At 38.5% G+C, this 21,099-nt stretch carries 18 protein-coding genes, 1 pseudogene and 1 riboswitch; of the genes and pseudogenes, 14 read left to right on the top strand and 5 right to left on the bottom strand.

Going from position 1 to position 21,099, the window contains the following annotated elements; translation table 11 throughout:
- The first annotated feature begins 29 nt into the window (after positions 1–29).
- Positions 30–1,454, top strand: coding sequence for a bifunctional D-glycero-beta-D-manno-heptose-7-phosphate kinase/D-glycero-beta-D-manno-heptose 1-phosphate adenylyltransferase HldE (hldE, locus tag ABN217_RS12900; protein ID WP_197269892.1), 1,425 nt, complete (start codon positions 30–32; stop codon positions 1,452–1,454).
- A gap of 96 nt (positions 1,455–1,550) precedes the next feature.
- Here hldE and ABN217_RS12905 read toward each other — a convergent pair whose 3' ends face one another.
- Positions 1,551–2,255, bottom strand: coding sequence for a GntR family transcriptional regulator (locus ABN217_RS12905; protein ID WP_340893767.1), 705 nt, complete (start codon positions 2,253–2,255; stop codon positions 1,551–1,553).
- A gap of 301 nt (positions 2,256–2,556) precedes the next feature.
- Here ABN217_RS12905 and ABN217_RS12910 point away from each other — a divergent pair, with 301 nt between their 5' ends.
- A complete protein-coding gene (locus ABN217_RS12910; RefSeq protein WP_197269894.1) occupies positions 2,557–4,185 on the top strand; it encodes an alpha-glucoside-specific PTS transporter subunit IIBC in 1,629 nt (542 codons plus the stop codon).
- The gene (locus tag ABN217_RS12915) at positions 4,185–5,507 is read left to right on the top strand and encodes a 6-phospho-alpha-glucosidase (RefSeq protein ID WP_349441550.1); all 1,323 of its coding nucleotides are present in this window, start codon (positions 4,185–4,187) and stop codon (positions 5,505–5,507) included. The genes ABN217_RS12910 and ABN217_RS12915 overlap by 1 nt, the downstream gene beginning before the upstream one ends.
- Positions 5,508–5,610: 103 nt before the next feature.
- Here ABN217_RS12915 and ubiK read toward each other — a convergent pair whose 3' ends face one another.
- The gene (gene ubiK / locus ABN217_RS12920; RefSeq protein WP_072070064.1) at positions 5,611–5,931 is read right to left on the bottom strand and encodes a ubiquinone biosynthesis accessory factor UbiK; all 321 of its coding nucleotides are present in this window, start codon (positions 5,929–5,931) and stop codon (positions 5,611–5,613) included.
- A gap of 202 nt (positions 5,932–6,133) precedes the next feature.
- Positions 6,134–6,293: riboswitch (FMN riboswitch) on the top strand.
- 126 nt (positions 6,294–6,419) lie between these two features.
- Here ubiK and ribB point away from each other — a divergent pair.
- From ribB to ABN217_RS20675, 4 genes are all read left to right on the top strand, one after another.
- The gene (gene ribB / locus ABN217_RS12925; RefSeq protein WP_349459494.1) at positions 6,420–7,073 is read left to right on the top strand and encodes a 3,4-dihydroxy-2-butanone-4-phosphate synthase; all 654 of its coding nucleotides are present in this window, start codon (positions 6,420–6,422) and stop codon (positions 7,071–7,073) included.
- Between the two features lie 174 nt (positions 7,074–7,247).
- Complete coding sequence (ygiD, locus tag ABN217_RS12930) at positions 7,248–8,033, top strand: 4,5-DOPA-extradiol-dioxygenase (protein ID WP_340893763.1); 786 nt, start codon at positions 7,248–7,250, stop codon at positions 8,031–8,033.
- A gap of 343 nt (positions 8,034–8,376) precedes the next feature.
- A complete protein-coding gene (locus tag ABN217_RS12935) occupies positions 8,377–8,625 on the top strand; it encodes a type II toxin-antitoxin system CcdA family antitoxin (protein ID WP_340893761.1) in 249 nt (82 codons plus the stop codon).
- Between the two features lie 14 nt (positions 8,626–8,639).
- Positions 8,640–8,945: a CcdB family protein gene (locus ABN217_RS20675; protein WP_425355544.1), complete on the top strand. Its 306-nt coding sequence runs from the start codon at positions 8,640–8,642 to the stop codon at positions 8,943–8,945.
- A gap of 99 nt (positions 8,946–9,044) precedes the next feature.
- Here the strand turns inward: ABN217_RS20675 and ABN217_RS12940 are convergent, their stop codons facing one another.
- From ABN217_RS12940 to tolC, 3 genes are all read right to left on the bottom strand, one after another.
- Positions 9,045–10,208, bottom strand: coding sequence for a glutathionylspermidine synthase family protein (locus ABN217_RS12940; RefSeq protein WP_072070059.1), 1,164 nt, complete (start codon positions 10,206–10,208; stop codon positions 9,045–9,047).
- Positions 10,209–10,216: 8 nt separating this feature from the next.
- Positions 10,217–10,945 (bottom strand): DUF1190 family protein, encoded by a 729-nt coding sequence (locus ABN217_RS12945; RefSeq protein ID WP_196554734.1) that lies wholly within the window; start codon positions 10,943–10,945, stop codon positions 10,217–10,219.
- 329 nt (positions 10,946–11,274) lie between these two features.
- A complete protein-coding gene (gene tolC, locus ABN217_RS12950; protein ID WP_196554733.1) occupies positions 11,275–12,669 on the bottom strand; it encodes an outer membrane channel protein TolC in 1,395 nt (464 codons plus the stop codon).
- 213 nt (positions 12,670–12,882) lie between these two features.
- On the opposite strand from tolC, the gene nudF reads away from it, so the two are divergent.
- From nudF to ABN217_RS12980, 7 genes and pseudogenes are all read left to right on the top strand, one after another.
- A complete protein-coding gene (gene nudF, locus ABN217_RS12955) occupies positions 12,883–13,518 on the top strand; it encodes an ADP-ribose diphosphatase (RefSeq protein WP_196554732.1) in 636 nt (211 codons plus the stop codon).
- Positions 13,519–13,744: 226 nt separating this feature from the next.
- A complete protein-coding gene (cpdA, locus tag ABN217_RS12960) occupies positions 13,745–14,584 on the top strand; it encodes a 3',5'-cyclic-AMP phosphodiesterase (RefSeq protein ID WP_349459496.1) in 840 nt (279 codons plus the stop codon).
- A 3-nt stretch (positions 14,585–14,587) separates the two neighbouring features.
- The gene (gene yqiA, locus ABN217_RS12965; RefSeq protein ID WP_196554731.1) at positions 14,588–15,163 is read left to right on the top strand and encodes an esterase YqiA; all 576 of its coding nucleotides are present in this window, start codon (positions 14,588–14,590) and stop codon (positions 15,161–15,163) included.
- Between the two features lie 123 nt (positions 15,164–15,286).
- Positions 15,287–17,182, top strand: coding sequence for a DNA topoisomerase IV subunit B (gene parE / locus ABN217_RS12970; protein ID WP_196554730.1), 1,896 nt, complete (start codon positions 15,287–15,289; stop codon positions 17,180–17,182).
- 32 nt (positions 17,183–17,214) lie between these two features.
- Positions 17,215–19,341: pseudogene (gene parC, locus ABN217_RS12975) on the top strand (DNA topoisomerase IV subunit A); the annotation flags it as partial.
- 381 nt (positions 19,342–19,722) lie between these two features.
- Entirely contained in the window at positions 19,723–20,172 is a 450-nt protein-coding gene (locus tag ABN217_RS20680; RefSeq protein WP_231619377.1) for a DNA gyrase C-terminal beta-propeller domain-containing protein, read from the top strand.
- A gap of 64 nt (positions 20,173–20,236) precedes the next feature.
- Positions 20,237–20,986, top strand: coding sequence for a 1-acylglycerol-3-phosphate O-acyltransferase (locus tag ABN217_RS12980; RefSeq protein ID WP_072070052.1), 750 nt, complete (start codon positions 20,237–20,239; stop codon positions 20,984–20,986).
- Positions 20,987–21,099 lie beyond the last annotated feature (113 nt).

A 21,099-nucleotide genomic window follows, 5' to 3' on the forward strand; every position in this document is an offset into this window, starting at 1 on the left:
TTATTTTGAAAATAAATGTGGAGTATGGGATGAAAGTAACGCTGCCGGATTTTAATAAGGCCAATGTACTGGTTGTCGGTGACGTCATGTTAGACCGCTATTGGTATGGCCCTACAAGCCGTATTTCACCAGAAGCCCCAGTGCCAGTGGTCAAAGTAGATACCACAGAAGAGCGCCCCGGTGGTGCGGCAAACGTGGCAATGAATATTGCTTCTCTCGGTGCTAATTCACGTTTAGTGGGTTTAACGGGTATTGATGAAGCAGCCAAAGCATTGAGTAATACATTAAATCAGGTCAATGTACGCTGTGATTTTGTCTCTGTTGCGACACATCCAACCATTACAAAATTACGAGTGCTTTCACGTAATCAACAATTAATTCGTCTTGATTTTGAAGAAGGGTTTAGCAATGTTGATCCTCAGCCTATCTATGAACGTATTCAACAGGCGTTGCCTTCTATTGGCGCACTGATTTTATCAGATTACGCGAAAGGCGCACTTTCTCATGTTCAAGAAATGATCCAACTTGCAAAGAAAGCGGGTGTTCCTGTATTAATCGACCCTAAAGGGTGTGATTTTGAGCGTTATCGTGGAGCAACGTTATTAACGCCGAATATGTCAGAATTTGAACAAGTTGTCGGTGTTTGTAAAACCGATGATGATCTGGTGGAAAAAGGTACTCAATTAGTTCGAGATTTAGATCTTGATGCTTTACTGATCACTCGGTCTGAACGTGGAATGAGCCTTATTCGAGCGAATGAAGCGCCATTACATTTACCAACACAAGCCCAAGAAGTTTATGATGTTACTGGTGCGGGCGATACAGTAATAGGTGTATTAGCAACCTCTTTAGCAGCAGGTAAACCTTTAGGTGAAGCTTGCTTCCTTGCAAATGCAGCAGCTGGTGTTGTGGTGGGTAAATTAGGGACATCGACAGTATCACCTATTGAACTGGAAAATGCTATTCGTGGCCGTGCCGACAACGGTTTTGGTATAATGGAAGAAGAACAATTAAAACAAGCAGTTGAATTAGCACGTCAGCGCGGTGAGCGCATTGTGATGACTAATGGATGTTTTGATATTCTTCACGCAGGTCATGTCAGTTATTTAGCCAATGCACGTAAGTTAGGTGATCGCCTTATTGTTGCTGTAAATAGTGATGCCTCGACTAAGCGTTTAAAAGGTGAGACACGTCCTGTTAACCCATTAGAGCAGCGTATGACAGTGCTCGGAGCCTTAGGTGCAGTAGACTGGGTTGTTGCATTTGAGGAAGATACACCACAGCGCTTAATTGCCTCTGTCTTACCCGATATTTTAGTCAAGGGCGGGGATTACAAACCTGAAGATATCGCGGGTAGTAAAGAAGTTTGGGCGGCAGGCGGTGAAGTTAAAGTGCTGAATTTCGAAGACGGCATTTCGACAACGAACATTATTAATGCGATTAAAAAGAAATAGTGGCATAAATTAACGACTAAAAGCACTCTTTGGAGTGCTTTTTTTATAATAAAGAATCCAACTATTATAAATTTTTAATGATAATTTTATTAATGGTTATTGTTCTCTTTTTAAATGATACTCAACAATATAATCTTGAGTGTTTCTATACATAATTGAATAATTAATATAATCGCCCTGAGTGCTATATGATAATGTGCTGAGTCTTAATATTGGAATATTAGTTTCTATTTTTAATAATTGACAAATGTTGTTATCAGGCATAATAGGGTGAAAGGTCTCATAACTTCCTGATATCTTTATTTGGCAAACATTTTCAATAAAATCAAATTTAGACCCTTCTAAATGAGTTAAGGTTAAATTACTAAAATATTTAACAGGCATGTAACTGTCTTCAACAATAAGCGGTTTATTATCGACGTAACGTATTCGCCTTGAATAAAAAATACGTTCATTTGAATTGATACGTAATTTACTGGCAATAGATAAGGGACAGGGAATAACACGAAATTCTATGACTTCACTTTTTACATTATGACCTGTATTTGCCATTAATTCGACAAAGCCTTTTAGGCTAGCATTTTCATGATGGACATCTTTTTCTTTAATATAAGTCCCAGAGCCATGTTTTCGCTCTAATAATCCTGCGGTCACTAATAAATCTACTGCTTTACGTATTGTCATCCTCGATACGTTGTATTGTTGTGCTAATGATTTTTCTGCTGGTAAAGGGTCACCAATTTGATATCCAGCCGAATTTATTTGAATTCTTAGGCTTTTTGCAATGTCTTTGTAGATCATTTTTATACCTCTTTTTATTCTTAAAATCGGCTCTCCTTATTTAATTTATCTTAATCTAATCTTTTGATATATAGGATAATCATTTATACCTCTAAAATGTGAACGTTATCAAAAAATAAAAAGTGATCTGCTTTTTGACTAAAAATGAGATCACTTTGCCTGAAAGATTAGTATGAATCAGATCACGAATAACTCATTTCAGATGAGAGAATAAAGAGAAAAGAATCTAATCTGAATTTACAGAAAAAAAATGAATTAAATATCACGCCGTTTCAGTAGCAGTAAATAAGAGGATATTTTTATGCTCAGTCAAATACAACGATTTGGTGGAGCCATGTTTACTCCTGTCCTGCTATTTCCATTTGCAGGTATTGTTGTAGGCATTGCCATTTTATTACAGAATCCATTATTTATTAGTGAAGATTTATTAAGACCCGATAGTTTATTTGCCCAAATTGTTCATATTATTGAAGAAGGGGGATGGACTGTTTTTCGTAATATGCCTCTTATTTTTGCAATTGGCTTACCAATCGGTTTAGCTAAAACTGCACAAGCAAGAGCTTGCCTTGCTGTAATGGTGAGTTTTCTCACTTGGAATTATTTTATTAATGCAATGGGAATGGTTTGGGGAAGTTATTTTGGTGTGGACTTTACAAATGAGATTGGTGGAAATAGTGGCTTAACAATGATCGCTGGAATTAAAACATTAGATACCAGTATTATTGGAGCAATTATTATTGCGGGTATAGTTACAGGTATTCATAATCGTTATTTTGATAAACAGCTTCCTGTCTTTTTAGGTATATTTCAAGGGACTTCGTATGTTGTGTTAATTAGTTTCTTTGTTATGTTACCGTTAGCATGGATAACATTATTTTTCTGGCCAAAAGTACAAATTGGTATTCAATCGTTGCAAGTATTTATGGTTGAATCTGGCTCTTTAGGTGTTTGGATATATACATTTCTTGAACGTATTTTAATTCCTACTGGCCTACATCACTTTATTTATGGCCCATTTATTTTTGGCCCAGCAGTCACTGAACATGGAATTCAAGTTGATTGGGCTCAAAATATGCAATATTTCAGTCAAAGCACTGAATCTTTAAAAGAGCTATTTCCTGAAGGGGGTTTTGCACTACATGGTAATAGCAAAGTCTTTGGTTCTATTGGTATAGCACTTGCTCTTTATTTTACTGCTGCACCTAAAAATAGAGCCAAAATTGCAGGTTTACTTATCCCCTCTGCATTGACCGCTGTATTTGTGGGAATAACAGAACCTTTAGAGTTCACATTCTTATTTATCTCTCCGTTATTGTTTGCCATTCATGCCGTGTTAGCTGCCACATTAGCGACAACACTTTATCACTTTGGGGTTGTCGGAAATATGGGCGGAGGGATCATCGATAATTTTCTTCCTATGAATTGGATCCCAATGTTTCATAACCATTACGGAATGATTATTACACAAATAGTCATAGGGCTTATTTTCACAATGATTTGGTTTGTGGTGTTTAGAACATTAATTATCAAACTTAATTTAAAAACACCAGGTCGTGAAGAGGATGATGAAGAGATCAAGCTTTATAGCAAACAAGATTATAAAAATAAAAAGTCACAAGCTTCAGATAGTTCAAAAACAGCAAAAGAAGACCACAAACTCGCACTTCCTAAAGGCATTCTTGAAGGCTTAGGTGGAGGTGCAAATATCAAATCTTTAAATAACTGTGCAACACGTTTACGCATTGAAGTAATTGATAATGAAGTAGTTGAAACAGATGCCTATTTTAAAGGGCTCGGTGTACATGGTGTAGTGCGTAAAGGCGATGCATTGCAAATCATTATCGGGCTACACGTTTCTCAAGTAAGAGACAAAATTGAACAACTTATGAAAGAAGATCCACAAAAAATCACCTTGTCGGAGGCTATATAATGAAGAAGTTCTCAGTCGTAATTGCAGGTGGCGGTAGTACATTTACACCCGGTATTATTTTGATGCTACTGGAAAATTTAAAACGTTTTCCATTAAGAGCCATCAAATTTTATGACAATGATGCCGAGAGGCAAGAGACCATTGCTAAAGCTTGTGAAATAATTCTTACTGAAAAAGCACCTGAAATTGAATTTTGCTATACCACAGATCCTAAAACTGCCTTTACGGATGTTGATTTTGTTATGGCTCATATTCGTGTTGGTAAATATCCAATGCGTGAAAAAGATGAAAAAATTCCTTTACGCCATGGTGTATTAGGGCAAGAAACCTGTGGGCCTGGTGGTATTGCTTATGGTATGCGTTCTATTGGTGGCGTATTAGAATTGGTTGAATATATGGAAAAATATTCACCAAATGCATGGATGTTAAATTATTCTAACCCAGCAGCTATTGTTGCCGAAGCTACGCGTCGCTTAAAGCCGAATGCAAAAATCTTAAATATTTGTGATATGCCAATTGGTATTGAGTCACGTATGGCGCAAATTGCAGGATTAAAATCACGTAAGGAGATGCGTGTCCGCTATTACGGCTTAAATCACTTTGGTTGGTGGACGCAAGTTGAAGACTTGCAAGGCAATGATTTGCTGCCGATTATTCGTAAACATGTTGCTGAGCATGGTTATATTCCTAAAGTAGAAGGAGAGCCTGTTGAAGCAAGCTGGAACGATACTTTTGGTAAGGCAAAAGATGTTTGGGCGCTAGATCCAGCAACTATGCCAAATACTTACTTGAAGTATTATTTGTTCCCTGATTATGTTGTTGCGCATTCTGATCCTCATCATACGCGCGCTAATGAAGTGATGGAACACAGAGAAAAGAACGTTTTTAGTGCTTGTCGAGCTATTACAGCAGCGGGTAAATCATCAGCTGGCCATCTTGAAATAGATGAGCATGCCTCTTACATTGTCGATCTTGCGACGGCTATCGCGTTTAATACTCAAGAAAGAATGTTGCTGATCGTTCCTAACAACGGATCAATTATTAATTTTGATCCTGAAGCAATGGTTGAGATCCCTTGTATTGTCGGAAGCCATGGACCAGAACCTTTAGTCATGGGCAAAATTCCATTATTCCAAAAAGGGATGATGAGTCAGCAAGTTGCCGTTGAAAAATTAGTGGTAGAAGCCTGGATTGAAAAATCCTATTTGAAACTGTGGCAAGCCATTACGATGTCTAAAACTGTGCCAAGCGCGACTGTCGCAAAAGCAATTTTAGATGATTTAATTGAAGCAAATAAAGACTATTGGCCAGAATTAAAATAGTGAGTAATTAATTTACAGAGCATATAAAAAATAACCCTGTGTCTGGGTAAGATACAGGGTTTTTGCTTTATTAATAAAGAGAATAACTAATAAAGTAAATGGATTAAGCTTTATTTTCTGTTTCAGTTTCTACTGTAATTTCAACGTCTTCAACTTGGATAACTTCAGCTTGAGGTTTTGCAATCAGACCAGCTTCTAGCTCATTTAAACGGTGTTCTAAGCGTGTTAGTTTTTCACGAGTGCGTAATAAGACTTGAGTCTGTACATCAAACTCTTCGCGATTGACTAAATCCAACTTGTTTAATTGAGATTGCAGAACAGTGCGGATTTTTTTATCAATATCATCACCAAAATCTTTGATGCCTTGTGGCAAAACGTTTTGGATTTGGCGCGCGACTTGTTCAAGTTTTTTCGGGTCCAACATGGGAAGTCCTCACAAATAAAATAGAAAGCTGAGGCTAAGTGTAATATGAGGACTGAGGGAATAAAACCAGATATCAGGATTATTGTTATTTTTTTATTATAAATCGTTAAATAACCGTATGTCATAACGTGATTATGTGATTAAACGAGTATTGTCACGGATTGATGATTGCCACTTATAATTTTAAAGCGTATAGTTTCTTCGTTAATCTCAGGGCGGGGTGAAAGTCCCCACCGGCGGTAGATACTTGAAGATCCAAGTAAAGCCCGCGAGCGCTTTGTGTTGCCATTGTAATGCAAAGGTCAGCAGATCCAGTGTGATTCTGGAGCCGACAGTTAAAGTCTGGATGGGAGAGAATAAAATAGCATCAGTAGGATCATTGTATCCATTCCTGTTGTTTCTGCTTATATTTTTTATTAAGCAGAGATCCACTCCTAAGACTGCCCTGGTTCTGGTAACTTTCATTAATTATTGAGGTTTTTTTTACCATGAATCAGACGCTACTTTCCGAATTCGGTAATCCATTTGAGCGTGTTGAACTTGCTCTTGAAGCCCTTCGTGCTGGTAAAGGCGTGATGGTGCTCGACGACGAGAACCGTGAAAATGAAGGCGATATGGTTTTCGCAGCAGAAACAATGACCACAGAACAAATGGCGATGTCTATTCGTCATGGTAGTGGCATTGTGTGTTTATGCATTACAGAAGAACGCCGTCAGCAACTTGATTTGCCTATGATGGTGGAAAATAACACCAGCCATTTCCATACAGCATTTACAGTAACGATTGAAGCAGCACAAGGTGTAACAACAGGTGTTTCAGCATCTGATCGTTTAACCACAGTACGTGCAGCTGCAGCTGACAATGCAAAACCAAGTGATTTGAATCGCCCTGGCCATGTATTTCCATTACGTGGCCAACCTGGTGGTGTGTTAACTCGTGGTGGGCACACAGAAGCGTCAATTGATTTAGCAACATTAGCCGGTTTTAAACCTGTTGCAGTGTTATGCGAATTAACCAATGACGATGGCACAATGGCAAGAGCACCAGAAGTGATTACTTTTGCTAAAAAGCACAATATGCCTGTGTTAACTATTGAAGACTTAGTGGCTTATCGTCTTCGTGAGGAGAAAAAAACTGGCTGAAATTAACATGTTATAACCGACACTGAAAACACACACACTTATTCAAGCCGCTTAAGGAAACTTAGGTGGCTTTTTTCATATTTTTTGAATAACTATTTCATACTTCTTTGACTATATTTCAAGTAAGAAGGCGCTATGCTAACGCCATAAGATCACAAGCCATAAGAGGTGATTATGGACACAAAAATGATGCCAGCGCTATTTATTGGACATGGTAGCCCAATGAATGTATTAGAAGACAATACATATACTCGCCTCTGGTCAAAATTAGGGGAAACGCTTCCTCAACCTAAAGCGATTTTAGTGATTTCGGCCCATTGGTATACCGATGGAACTTATGTAACGGCAATGTCTCAACCAAAGACAATTCATGATTTTTATGGTTTCCCAGCAGAATTATATGCAATAGAATACCCAGCGCGAGGTTCAATAGGCTTAGCTGCGCTGATTGAAGATCTTATTGATCCGATTAAATTAAAACTCGATATGGATCAATGGGGATTCGATCATGGTAGTTGGGGGATACTCGAAAAAATGTATCCCAATGCGAATATTCCTGTTGTTCAATTAAGCATTGATGCTAACCAATCAGCGCAATGGCACTATGAATTAGGGCAAAAGCTGGTTGAATTACGTAAAGAAGGTGTTTTAATTATTGGTAGCGGTAATATCGTTCACAATTTAAGAATGATGGACTGGCAAAATAGCGATGCGACACCTTATCCTTGGGCACTTTTATTTAGTGAAACCGTAGAACATAGTCTACAAAGCGATAAAGCGCCAACTGATCTTTTTACGATTTTATCAACGGAAGAAGGGCAATTTTCACACCCAACAGCAGAACATTTTTTACCTGCGTTATACCTATTAGGTTTAAAACAAGAAGGTGAAAAAGTGACATTGCTGAACAACGATATTGTGAATAAATCGCTCAGTATGATGACATTTCAAATTGGGTAAGATTGTTCAATAAACCCAATTTATAAAATCTAAAGGTCAAATTCACCTTTGTGGAATTTGACCTTTTTTATATTAAATATAATGTATCGACTCATTATCTTTCCCTCGTTGTTGATCTTTCCAATTTTCTATATAGATATAATTAATGTATTTAACCTTTTGTTTATATTGGCTTTATTTTTATTTGACGAAAATTTTGATAAACTTCATAGCTATTAGATGAATGCTTTTTATATTTCTCTAAATAAGTTAATTATGTTTTTTGAATATCTCCCAGTTTGATGTTGATAATTATCTGCTCTACACTTTTGCACATAAATGATGCACATAAATGGAGCTTATAATGAAAACATTGACGATGAGTAAAAAAGATAAACGAGGAGTTAATGTGTATCTAACTGTAAAATTGGTGGATGAAGCGCGAGAGCTTGGAATTAATTTATCAGCAACACTCGATCAAATGTTATCTGATGCCATTCGTGAAAAAAAACGGGAACAGTGGAAAGCTGAAAATAAAAATGGCATTCAAGCTCTTAATGAATTCGAACAGGAAATGGGGTTATTTACTGATGATGAATATAGGGTTATTTAATGTCTTAATACACAATATATCGTAATAAATCCCTTAAATCGAAAGAACAGTACCCTTATTTTATTGATATTCAAAATGAACTACTAAGTGATATTGATTCTCGGGTCATTATGCCGATTACTCAGTTATCACATAAGAACTCTCAAATAGAGATATTGGCACTCGTTATTGAAATAGATAATCAGAAATATGTTGTTATGACGAAATCTATAGCAGCCGTAGCAAAGAATAAGTTAAGAGCAGTTGATATTGTGTGTGTTAGACCTGAGATCCATACAGCAATAGTGTCTGCTATGGATATGATCATTTCTGGAATATAGTCTTATATTGAAATCATCAAAATAGAAAGCTATTTTGAATAAAGAAACACCTTACCGCTAACAAGCAATAAGGTGCTCAATATAATTTTAAGATTTCTATCAATCTAAAATAATATGTGGATAGAATCGTGAGAGATCTTGCGTAATAAGCTCTCTATCTTCTCTGATGCATATGCCCGCAGATTGATCGTTTACCAGCCAGCTACCAATTAATGTATAGCTATCACCAAATTTTGGTAGTGGATGGAAATCTTGAACAATAAAGCCTTCTTCGCCGTAAGGGCCATCTGCAACAGCAATATCTTTACCATTTTCAACAATACGAATATTCGCACCTTCGCGTGAAAATAGAGGCTTGATAACATAACGAGATAATGAATCAGGCGCTTTACCCTCATAGAAATAAGCAGGTAGCAGGTTAGGGTGATTAGGGAACATTTCCCACAGCATTGGCAATAATGCTTTATTTGAGATAATGCTCTTCCAAGAAGGTTCTAACCAACGAATACCCGCATCAGCCAGTTTAGTTGAGAAGTCTTCACGGAACATAAATTCCCAAGGGTAAAGCTTAAACATATTGCTGATTATCTGATCTTGCAGATCAGTTAATTCACCACGCTCACCTAAGCCCAGATCTTCAATAAAGACAAAGTCAGTTGTGACGCCGGCTTCTTCAGCACAATCTTGTAAATATTGAACGGTACCGCGATCTTCTTCAGTGTCTTGGCAACAAGACATATGCAGATAACGCATTCCGTATTGATCGCGAAGCTCAGCAAAGCGATCAATTAATTTTTCTTGAATACTATTAAATTGATCGGCATTTTGCGGTAAACGACCTGCATTAACTTGATCTTCAAGCCAGATCCATTGAAAAAAAGCAGATTCATACAGTGAGGTTGGCGTATCTGCATTATTTTCTAACAGTTTTGCCGGACTTTTACCATCATAGGCTAAATCAAGACGTGAATAGAGTGAAGGTTGAGATGATTTCCAAGAATCACGCACAAAATCCCAGCAGTGACGCGGGATTTGAAAGCGTGTTAGCAACTCTTCACTGTTCGCCACTTTATCAGCGACTTGTAAGCACATCTGATGAAGCTCTTCTGTGGTTTCTTCTAGAGTTTCAACTTCATCCATTGAGAATTGATAATAAGCATCTTCAGACCAATAAGGCTCGCCATACATGGTATGAAAGTTAAAGCCAAATTCAGTCGCTTTTTCACGCCAATCCGGGCGTTCAATAATATTTTCGCGTTTCATGGTGTTAATTAACCACCTGAACGGTAAGAAGATGAACCTGTTGAGCTACGATTATTATTCGTTGCACTGGTACGTTGAGCTGCAGCTTGTCTTGATACTGTATTACCAAAGCCACCACGAGTTACCGTTGAGGTTGTTGATGGTTTTGGAGTCATTGCTGTTTTTGGTACGTTCATTTGACGACCACCAACCGCAGGACCATAGTTACGGCCTGTCGCATCCACAAATTTACCATTTGCAGGGCTGGTTGGATTACGTGAACTAAACAATGGTTGTGCTGGTGCGCCACCACCCATTAGGCGACCCATCATATAGCCCGCCATTAATGGCATAAAGAAGCTACCACCGGAGTTAGCTTGAGCCATTTGCGAGCTGTCTGGACTTAAATTATTGGCATTTTCCGTACTAACAGGCTGTCCATCTATAGATGCTGTTTGTGTACATTGTGCATCACCAAATTCAGCTACACAGTCTTCTAATGTTGCGTATTTAGGTGCGGTACGTTGCGCTTCTTGTAATGCAGTGCGATAAGAGTCTTCACACTGTGCTGCTTGTGAAGGGTTCGCTTGAGCACATTCTTGTGCGTTCATATACAGTGAAACTGTCTCGTCGCTCTCTTCACATCCTGAAAGCGCAAATACAGCAGTGATGGCGATTGCAACAGGCGCCAGACGATAAGGACGAAATGCTTTACGAAAAGCATCACGATTAATCGATTTGGTACGTTTCATTGACATATTGGTAAGATCCATAAAAGGTAAAACGTTCAAAATAAAAGCTAGGATAGGTTAAATAGTTTAGAAAATAAATAAGAAACACCTAATCATCAAGGATAACCAGAAATTTGTGATCTTTATAAGGTTAAGAGTAATGAAATTAGGTAAATCCTCTCTTTTCAACCTAATTGTGATTAAGGCATTTGTTAATACAAGAATATAGATATTGTTGAGATCTTAATTTAATCCATAACACAATATCTTATGTGAAGATAAAGCATAAAAAAAACCGCTTATCAGTTTATCGCTGAAAGCGGCTTCTTATAAGAAACTAACTTATTAATTCACCATTAAGGTGCAACGTTAAGTACAGGACTTGTTAGCGGGCGAATAATGTTATCTGGTGAAGTTGAAACTTCTTCACCTAGTGCATTATTAAGCTGAATTAAGTCATTTTCGTTTAATGTACCACGTGCGTATTCAATATTTAATTGGTTGATTAAATAGTCATAACGTGCGTTAGATAATTTCTGTTTGGCATCGTAAAGTGTTGTTGTGGCATTTAACACATCAACAATAGTACGAGTACCCACTTGATAACCGGCTTCAGTTGCATCTAATGAACTTTGTGCAGAAACAACAACTTGTTGATATGCTTTGATGCTACTGATTGATGCAGAAATATTGTTATAAGAAGAACGCGCGATTTGGACAATAGAGCGATAAACCGACTCTAATTGTTCGCTTGCACTAGTAAAGCCATATTGTGCTTGTTCAACTTGTGAGCTTGTTCTGCCACCGGTATATAATGGAATTTTAACAGATAAACCAATACTATTTTGACCACTGTAACTATTACGGCTACTAACATCTGCTGGTGGTAATGCACTACCATGATTATGGCTATTTGATACGCCTGTTGATGCATTTAAATCGACAGTAGGTAAGTGACCTGATTGTGCTAAACGAATATTTTCGCGAGCTAAATCTTGACCTAAACGTGCACTCAATAAACTTAAGTTACGCTCTTCGGCATCTTTTAACAGTTTCTCAATAGAATCTGGTGAGGTTGTTGAAAAACGGCTGATGTTTAGTGATGCCAGATTAATGTAATAGATACCACTGACTTGGCGCAGTTTCTCTAATGCGTTATCTAACTGGTTACGACCCGCCACTTCTTGTGCCAGTACGCTATCATAGTTTGCACGCGCATTTTGTACGTCAGTAATTGCAACTAAACCTACATTAAAACGTTGAGTTGTTTGATCTAACTGGCGGTAAACTTGTTCTTTTTGCGCTTCAATAAATGATAATGAATCAATAGCACGTAAAACATCAAAGTAAGCGGTAGCAGTGTCTAAAATCAGCTTTTGCTGACTTGTTTGGTAAGTGACATCACTCATGCCTGCTGTTTTTTCTTGCAGGTTTAACTGGCGCCATAATGACATGTTAAACACACTTTGAGTTAGCGTTAAACTTGCGCCAATAGAATTGGATTCGGTATCTCTTGCGTCACGGTAACCGCTTTTATAATCTGCGGATGCGCCTAATCCTAATTGTGGTAATAATGAACCACGAACTTCATTGATTTTTTCAAAAGCGCTGTTTCGTTCCGCTAATGACTTGCGTAACTCAGGGTTACTGTCCTTTGCTTTTTGATAAACTTGAAGCAGATCCTCAGCCTGACTTGCAGTGCTGAATCCTGCCAAACTCATCGTGACCAAAAGAGAGAGCAGTTTTTTCATTTTAATTCCTTGTTGCAACAGTTTCGCTGAGTTGCCTCTGTTAATCTTGATTGGGGATAATTCTAGCAGATTGTTTCCCTAAGTAGGGGTAGCCATTTGTGCCATATCCTTTTATTTTAGATTAACTTTACATGAATTGTTGGCAAATTTCTTTAAATCTGTATTAAACGTAAGCAATAAAAAGACTCTTAAATGTAACTTAAGGAACATTGTATGAAGAAAAGGGAAAGTATACCATTTTTATACGGTCGTGAAGACGTGAAATTGCTCAATCAAAGAGATTTATATAAAGGCTTTTTCCGTATGACCGAGTACCGCTTTAAACATCGCCTTTTTGAAGGCGGATGGAGTGAAGAAGTCAAACGTGAAGTATTTGAGCGAGGCAATGCGGGTGTTTTGTTAGCTTATGATCCTAAACGTGATGAAGTCGTATTAATTGAGCAAATTCGTATTCCCGCGTATGAAACTAGTGAAACACCTTGGTTACTAGAAGTGATTGCCGGCATGGTTGAACAAGGCGAAAGCCCAGAAGACGTTGTTAGACGTGAAGCCCAAGAAGAAGCGGGCGTTATTGTTGGGCGATGTGAGCCAATTATTAGTTACCTTTCTAGTCCTGGTGGCACCAGTGAAAGAATGCATGTCTATGTTGGCGAAGTTGATGCAACAACGGCAAAAGGTATTCATGGGTTAGCGTGTGAGAACGAAGATATTCGTGTTCATGTAGTGAGCCGAGAACAAGCCTATCGTTGGGTTGAAGAAGGTATTATTGATAATGCAGCCTCTGTTATTGCTCTGCAATGGTTACAACTTCATCATATTGCACTAAGAGAGCGTTGGTTAGTAATTTAATACATGAATAAACGGTTAAAGGGTGTTTTTAACGATATTATCAAGTAGAGTAACTATCTCTAAGTGTACGATATCAAATGAATTAAATTGTAAAATGAAGTGAAAAAAACGTGACTGAAAGCGAGAATATTTCTCACTAATCTTTTGAAATGTGTATTGGTTGGCAGATCTTTACTACGAAAATACGTTAACATAACGGCTAATGAGAGTGAAACAAGGAAACCTTTTGGAAAGCCAGCTTGAATTATCGGTGAAACACAAAAACACCGTAAGAATATTACAAATCACAGACACCCACCTCTTCGCTAATGTGGAGGATACTCTGCTGGGTATTAATACCTATCGTAGCTACCATGCGGTATTAAATGCGATTAGAGAGCAGGGGCTTGAGGTGGACTTGATTGTTGCGACAGGTGACTTAGTTCAAGATCAAACCTTTGAAGCTTATCAGCATTTCGCTGATGGCATTGCAACGCTAACACCCCCTTGTGTTTGGTTGCCGGGTAATCATGACTATCAACCTGCGATGATTGATGCTTTAAATCAGGCGGGTATTTTGTCGGCAAAACAAGTGTTGATTGGTGATAGTTGGCAAATGTTGTTATTAGATAGCCAAATTCAAGGTGTTCCTCATGGTGAGTTATCAGATTGTCAGCTAGATTGGTTAACACGTTGTCTTGAAAGTCAAAAACATAGAGATACGATCATTTTGTTACATCATCATCCTATGCCTTCAGGATGCACATGGTTAGATCAGCATAGTTTAAGAAATTCTCAAGAATTAGCTGAACGCTTAAAAGGCCATACTCAGGTAAAAATGATGCTTTGTGGTCATATTCATCAAGAAATGGATGAAATGTGGAATGGTATTCGTGTGTTGGCAACGCCTTCGACTTGTATTCAGTTTCGCCCTCATTGCACGAATTTTACCTTAGATACGGTTTCTCCAGGTTGGCGCTATTTAGAAATGTCTCTTTCATCGGATGAAAAAGGTAAAGTTGAAACACAGGTATACCGTTTATCAGGCACTGAATTCTGTCCTGATCTTGATGCGGATGGCTATTAAGCCATGTCTCGTATTCTCTATTTACATGGTTTTAATAGCTCACCCAAATCAGCAAAAGCCCAAGCTTTTCGCCAATGGTTAGAAGCAACGCATCCTGAAATTGAATTAATAGTGCCTCAATTGCCACCTTACCCAAAAGAAGCAGCTCAGCTAATTGAAACATTAGTGAAAGAAAATGCACAGGATAAGTTAGGGTTGATCGGTTCATCATTAGGTGGTTATTTATCGATCTGGTTATCTCAGCGTTTTAATTTATCTGCTGTTGTTGTTAATCCCGCTATTCGTCCTTTTGATCTTTTGCAGAATTTCTTGGGTGAAAATGAAAATCCCTATACACATCAAAAATATAGATTAGAACCTCACCATATGGATGAGTTACTTGCCTTGCGTATTCCTGTAATTACATCACCCGAACTTATTTGGTTGCTTCAACAAACTGGAGATGAAATACTTGATTATCGTCAAGCTGTCTCATATCTTGGCGCGTGTAGGCAAACCGTAGAATCGGATGGAAATCACGCATTTGTGGGTTTTGAACGTTTTTTTCCAAAAATTATTCAATTTTTAAAGATAATTTAGCCTTTCGGTTAATTAACCTGTAAAACGTAGGTTGATGCATCTACCCGAAAATTAATATCATATTGCCGCAAACACCTGTTATTATAAACAGCATTTTCTAACAGCGAACCGCAGATTAAAACAATGACTCAATCAAGTTATAACGCAAAGGATATTGAGGTTCTTAATGGTCTAGAACCAGTACGTCGTCGTCCTGGCATGTACACTGATACGACTAGACCGAACCATTTGGCACAGGAAGTGATAGATAATAGCGTGGACGAGGCGCTTGCGGGACACGCATCGAAGGTCGATGTCATTTTATATGAAGACCAATCTATCGAAGTTATCGACAATGGGCGAGGAATGCCTGTCGATATTCATCCTGAACTTAAAGTCTCTGCTATCGAGTTAATTCTTGCTCACCTTCATGCCGGAGGAAAATTCTCTAATAAAAACTATCAATTTTCCGGTGGGTTACATGGTGTAGGGATCTCGGTTGTTAACGCACTTTCTAAGCGTATTGAAGTGACAGTTCGTCGTGATGGTAAGATTTATCAAATTGCCTTTGAAAATGGTGATAAAGTCGAAGAGTTGCACGAAATTGGAACTTGTGCAAAGCGAGATACTGGAACAAGTGTGCATTTTTGGCCTGATGGCTCTTATTTTGATGTTCCTCGCTTTTCCTCCAAAAGCTTATCTCACGTATTAAAAGCCAAAGCCGTATTGTGTCCTGGTGTTAATGTCTCTTTTGTTGATAAAGTGAATAAAACACAAGAAAACTGGTGCTACGCTGATGGTTTAACCGATTATTTAAGTGAAGCTGTTGCTGAATTTATTCGCCTTCCTGAAGAGCCTTTCACTGGAAAATTTGAAGGGGATAATGAGGCCGTTGAATGGTCTATGTTATGGCTACCCGAAGGTGGCGATTTACTCACTGAAAGTTATGTTAACTTAATCCCGACTGTTCAGGGGGGGACACACGTTAATGGTTTACGCCAAGGTGTGTTAGATGCAATGCGTGAATTCTGTGAATTCCGTAATTTACTCCCACGAGGCATTAAATTAACTGCTGACGATACATGGGAGCGTTGCGCTTATGTATTATCAGTCAAAATGCAAGATCCTCAATTTGCAGGGCAAACCAAAGAGCGACTCTCTTCAAGACAAACCAGTGCGTTTGTTGCAAGTGCTGTAAAAAACGCCTTTAGCTTATGGTTAAATCAGAATGTTCAAGTTGGTGAATTACTCGCTGAGATGGCTATTAGTAGTGCTCAGCGTCGTATGCGAGCCGCAAAAAAAGTAGTGAGAAAAAAACTCACTTCTGGGCCTGCACTACCTGGAAAATTAGCTGATTGTACTTCTCAAGATTTACGATATACCGAACTGTTTTTAGTTGAAGGGGACTCTGCGGGAGGCTCGGCGAAACAAGCGCGTGATCGTGAATATCAAGCGATTATGCCACTGCGCGGTAAAATTCTAAATACATGGGAAGTCTCTTCTGATGAAGTGCTTGCTTCACAAGAGGTACATGATATCTCTGTGGCAATCGGAATGGATCCTGATAGTGATGATTTAAGCCAATTACGTTACGGTAAAGTTTGTATTCTTGCGGATGCGGACTCTGATGGCTTACATATTGCAACTTTATTATGCGCGTTATTTGTGCGTCATTTCCCTGCTCTTGTTAAGCAAGGGCACGTTTATATGGCAATGCCACCGCTTTACCGTATTGATTTAGGTAAAGAAGTCCATTATGCCCTTGATGAATCAGAAAAAAATGCCATTTTACAACGTTTAAGTCGTAAAAAAGGAAAGCCTAACGTACAGCGCTTTAAAGGGTTGGGGGAGATGAACCCGCTTCAATTGCGTGAGACCACGCTTGATCCTAATACGCGCCGTTTAGTGCAATTGGTAATTGATGAAGAAAATTATCAAGAAACCCTAGGTATGATGGATATGTTGTTAGCGAAAAAACGCTCTGAAGATCGCCGAAATTGGTTACAAGAAAAAGGCGATGAAGTTGACATCGAAGTGTAATGGATACCACAAGAGTCTGAGGAAAATATCGAATGAGTGAATTGACTCATGATGGTGTAGAGCGTCAACCGCTCCACTTATTTACAGAGAATGCCTATCTCAACTATTCCATGTACGTCATTATGGATCGTGCATTACCTTTTATTGGAGATGGGCTAAAACCTGTGCAACGTCGTATTGTTTATGCGATGTCAGAGCTAGGCTTAAGCAATAGCGCCAAATTTAAAAAATCAGCTCGTACTGTTGGTGACGTGTTAGGTAAATATCACCCTCATGGTGATATTGCATGTTATGAAGCAATGGTACTAATGGCTCAGCCTTTCTCTTATCGTTATCCGTTAATTGACGGACAAGGTAACTGGGGGGCACCGGATGATCCGAAATCTTTCGCTGCAATGCGTTATACCGAATCACGCCTTTCAAAATATTCACAAACTTTATTGAGTGAATTAGGGCATGGTACGGTAGATTGGATCCCTAATTTTGACGGCACAATGCAAGAGCCGAAAATGTTGCCTGCACGCTTACCTAATATCGTGCTTAATGGCACAACAGGTATTGCTGTTGGGATGGCAACGGATATTCCACCGCATAATGCACGTGAAATTGGACAAGCCTTAGTGATGCTTTTAGATAATCCTGATGCGGGATTATCTGACGTAATGCAATATGTTCAAGGTCCTGATTATCCAACTGAAGCTGAAATTATTACGGCTCAAGACGATATTAAAAAAATCTATAAAACGGGGCGCGGTTCGGTCAGAATGCGAGCTGTTTGGCATAAAGAAGAGGGATGCGCGGTTATCACAGCGTTACCTCATCAAGTTTCTGGCGCCAAGGTACTTGAGCAAATTGCAGCCTTGATGCGAGCCAAAAAACTGCCTTTAGTTGAAGATTTGCGTGATGAATCTGATCACGAAAATCCAACTAGACTTGTGATTGTTCCTCGTAGTAATCGTGTTGATTTAGAGCAAGTGATGTACTACTTGTTTGTGAATACTGATTTAGAGAAAAGTTATCGCGTTAACCTGAATATGATTGGGTTAGATAACCGCCCAGCAGTAAAAGGATTACTGACGATTTTAAATGAATGGCTGGTGTATCGTCGCCAAACAGTCACAAATCGTCTAAATCATCGCTTAGAAAAAGTGTTACGTCGCTTAGAAATTCTCAAAGGTTTATTAATTGCTTATCTTAATATTGATGAAGTGATTGAGATTATTCGTCATGAAGATGAGCCAAAAGCAGAATTAATGCGTCGCTTTGAGTTATCTGATATTCAAGCTGAAGCTATTTTAGAGTTACGTTTACGTCATTTAGCCAAACTTGAAGAGATAAAACTAAAAGGTGAAAGTGACGAGCTTGAAAAAGAACGTGACAGTATTGAGAAATTATTAAGTTCACCACGTCGTTTAAATACGTTACTGAAAAAAGAGATTGAAGCAGACGCGAAAGAATTTGGTGATGACAGGCGTTCTCCTATTCGCCCTCAAGAAGAAGCGAAAGTGGTTAATGAACAAGATATGTTGCCATCAGAGCCTGTGACTATTGTGCTGTCTGAAATGGGCTGGGTACGTAATGCAAAAGGACATGATATTGATCCTAGCGGTATGAGTTATCGTGCTGGGGATAGTTATCACAGTGCGGTCCGTGGGATGAGCAATCAGCCTGTTCTGTTCCTTGATTCTACAGGCCGAAGCTACACTCTAAGTCCGAATGATATGCCTTCTGGGCGAAGCCAGGGTGAACCATTAACAGGAAAATTAACTTTCCCACCTGAGGCTAGTGTGAAATACATGTTAGCTGGCAGTACAGGGCAAGAATATTTGCTGGCAACAAAAGAAGGTTATGGTTCTGTCCTCTCTTACGATGAGATGGAAACAAAAAATAAAACGGGTAAAGGGTTACTGACAGTTTCAGAAGGAACCGAGTTACTTGAGCCTTTCTTAGTTGATCCACAGAAAAAGAATGATCAATATTGGTTTATTATCATCACGGATAAAACACGTATTTTAGCCATTTCAGCAGAACAACTGAATGAAATGAATAAAAAAGGGCGTGGAACGCGCTTAGTTGCGTTAGGCAAAGAGCAAGGTGATGTAATTGAACAAATGCTATTCGCACCTAAAAATGAAGCATTAATCTTTACTGTAGATGGTCAACATGAAGTACTGAAAGCCGAAGAGATTAGCTATTTTAGTGGCAATGCAGGTGATGAACCTATTCCATTAAAACATCTACATCCTGAAGCTGTTACGGTCATTATGTCCGAAAAAGGACTCATTCGTTGCCAGAAAGGCCATAATATAGATGCTCAATCTGTTGGCTTTAAAGCAGGTGATGATTATTTCGCTGCTATTGAAGGAATGAGCAATCAGCCTGTACACTTAATAGATACCACAGGTCAAAGCTATACTGTTGATGTTGATGCCTTGCCTTCAGGCCGTAGTAAAGGCGACGCGCTGACTGAACGATTAAAAATTCAGAAAGGTGCGCAGTTACGCCATATTGTTATGGGCGAAAGCACCGATAAGATCTTAATGGCATCTGATGCTGGTTATGGTTTTATCTGCCAAGTCGATGATTTAACTTCTAAAAATAAAGCAGGAAAATCATTACTAACATTACCTGAAAATGCATTACCTTTACCGCCGCAACGTTTGAATAATGAGCTGACTGATCTCATCATGATCATTACTAAAGGCGGTAGAATGCTGATCTTTGAAGCAGCAGAATTGCCAACGATGGTAAAAGGAAAAGGAAACCAGATGGTTTCTATTCCTGCTTCACAAGCTGCAAGTGGTGAGGATAATGTCGCTTGGTTACGTGTACTACCAGAAAATGCTTCAGTAACACTGCATTTTGGCAAGCGTAAACTGACAATGTCGATGAATGAGTTAGTTAGCTTTAAAGCAAAACGTGGACGCCGAGGAACCTCATTACCTCGCGGTGCTCAAGTTATCGATCATATTGATATTGAAACAAATTAAATTTAATACTTAATTGATATTTAGTGGGTCTATTGACCCACTTCTATTTAGGACGCTAAAACTTATGTTAGCCATTATTCGAGGCATTATTGTCATTCTTTACACCATTATTGTGGTGACGTTTGGAATAATTTATTGCATGTTTTCACCAAGAAATCCCAAACATGTAATGACTTATGGACGAGCATTTGGCAAGTTATCTCGTATTTTTGGGATTAAGCTTGTTGAACGTTTTCCAAAAGATGCAAAAAGCTATGGCCCAAGTATTTATATTGGAAACCATCAAAATAATTTTGATATGGTAACAATGTCGAATGCAGTACAACCTAATACAGTGACTGTGGGCAAAAAAAGCTTAATTTTTATTCCTTTTTTTGGCCAATTATATTGGATCACGGGTAATATTTTGATTGATAGAGCGAATCGCTCTAAAGCTCATGGCACAATTTCACAAGTTGCCGATCAAATTAAATCGAAGAAAATTTCAGTGTGGATGTTTCCTGAAGGAACGCGTAGTCGTGGACGTGGGCTATTACCATTTAAAACAGGGGCGTTTCATGCTGCAATTCAAGCTGGTGTACCTATTATTCCGGTTTGTGTGTCGACAACCCAAGGTAAAATTAAACTCAATCGCTGGAATAATGGCTACGTGATTGTTGAAATGTTGCCTCCGATTGATGTTTCAAAATACACCAAAGATCAAGTTCGGGAATTAGCTGAAGATTGTCGCCAAATTATGAAAGCGAAAATTGAAGAGTTAGATAAAGAAGTTGAAGAGATGAATAATCGTGATTTTCCCGGTAAATTAAATTAATACTTATTTAATTCCTTTGATTGTGCAGATAGCAGATATAAGCCTGATTTTCAGGCTTATATCATTTTTAATTTATGAAAACATACTAGATTATCAACTATTTTTAGGATTTA

This window comes from Proteus sp. fly-1067, from assembly GCF_040139345.1.
Lineage (GTDB): Bacteria > Pseudomonadota > Gammaproteobacteria > Enterobacterales > Enterobacteriaceae > Proteus > Proteus vulgaris_B.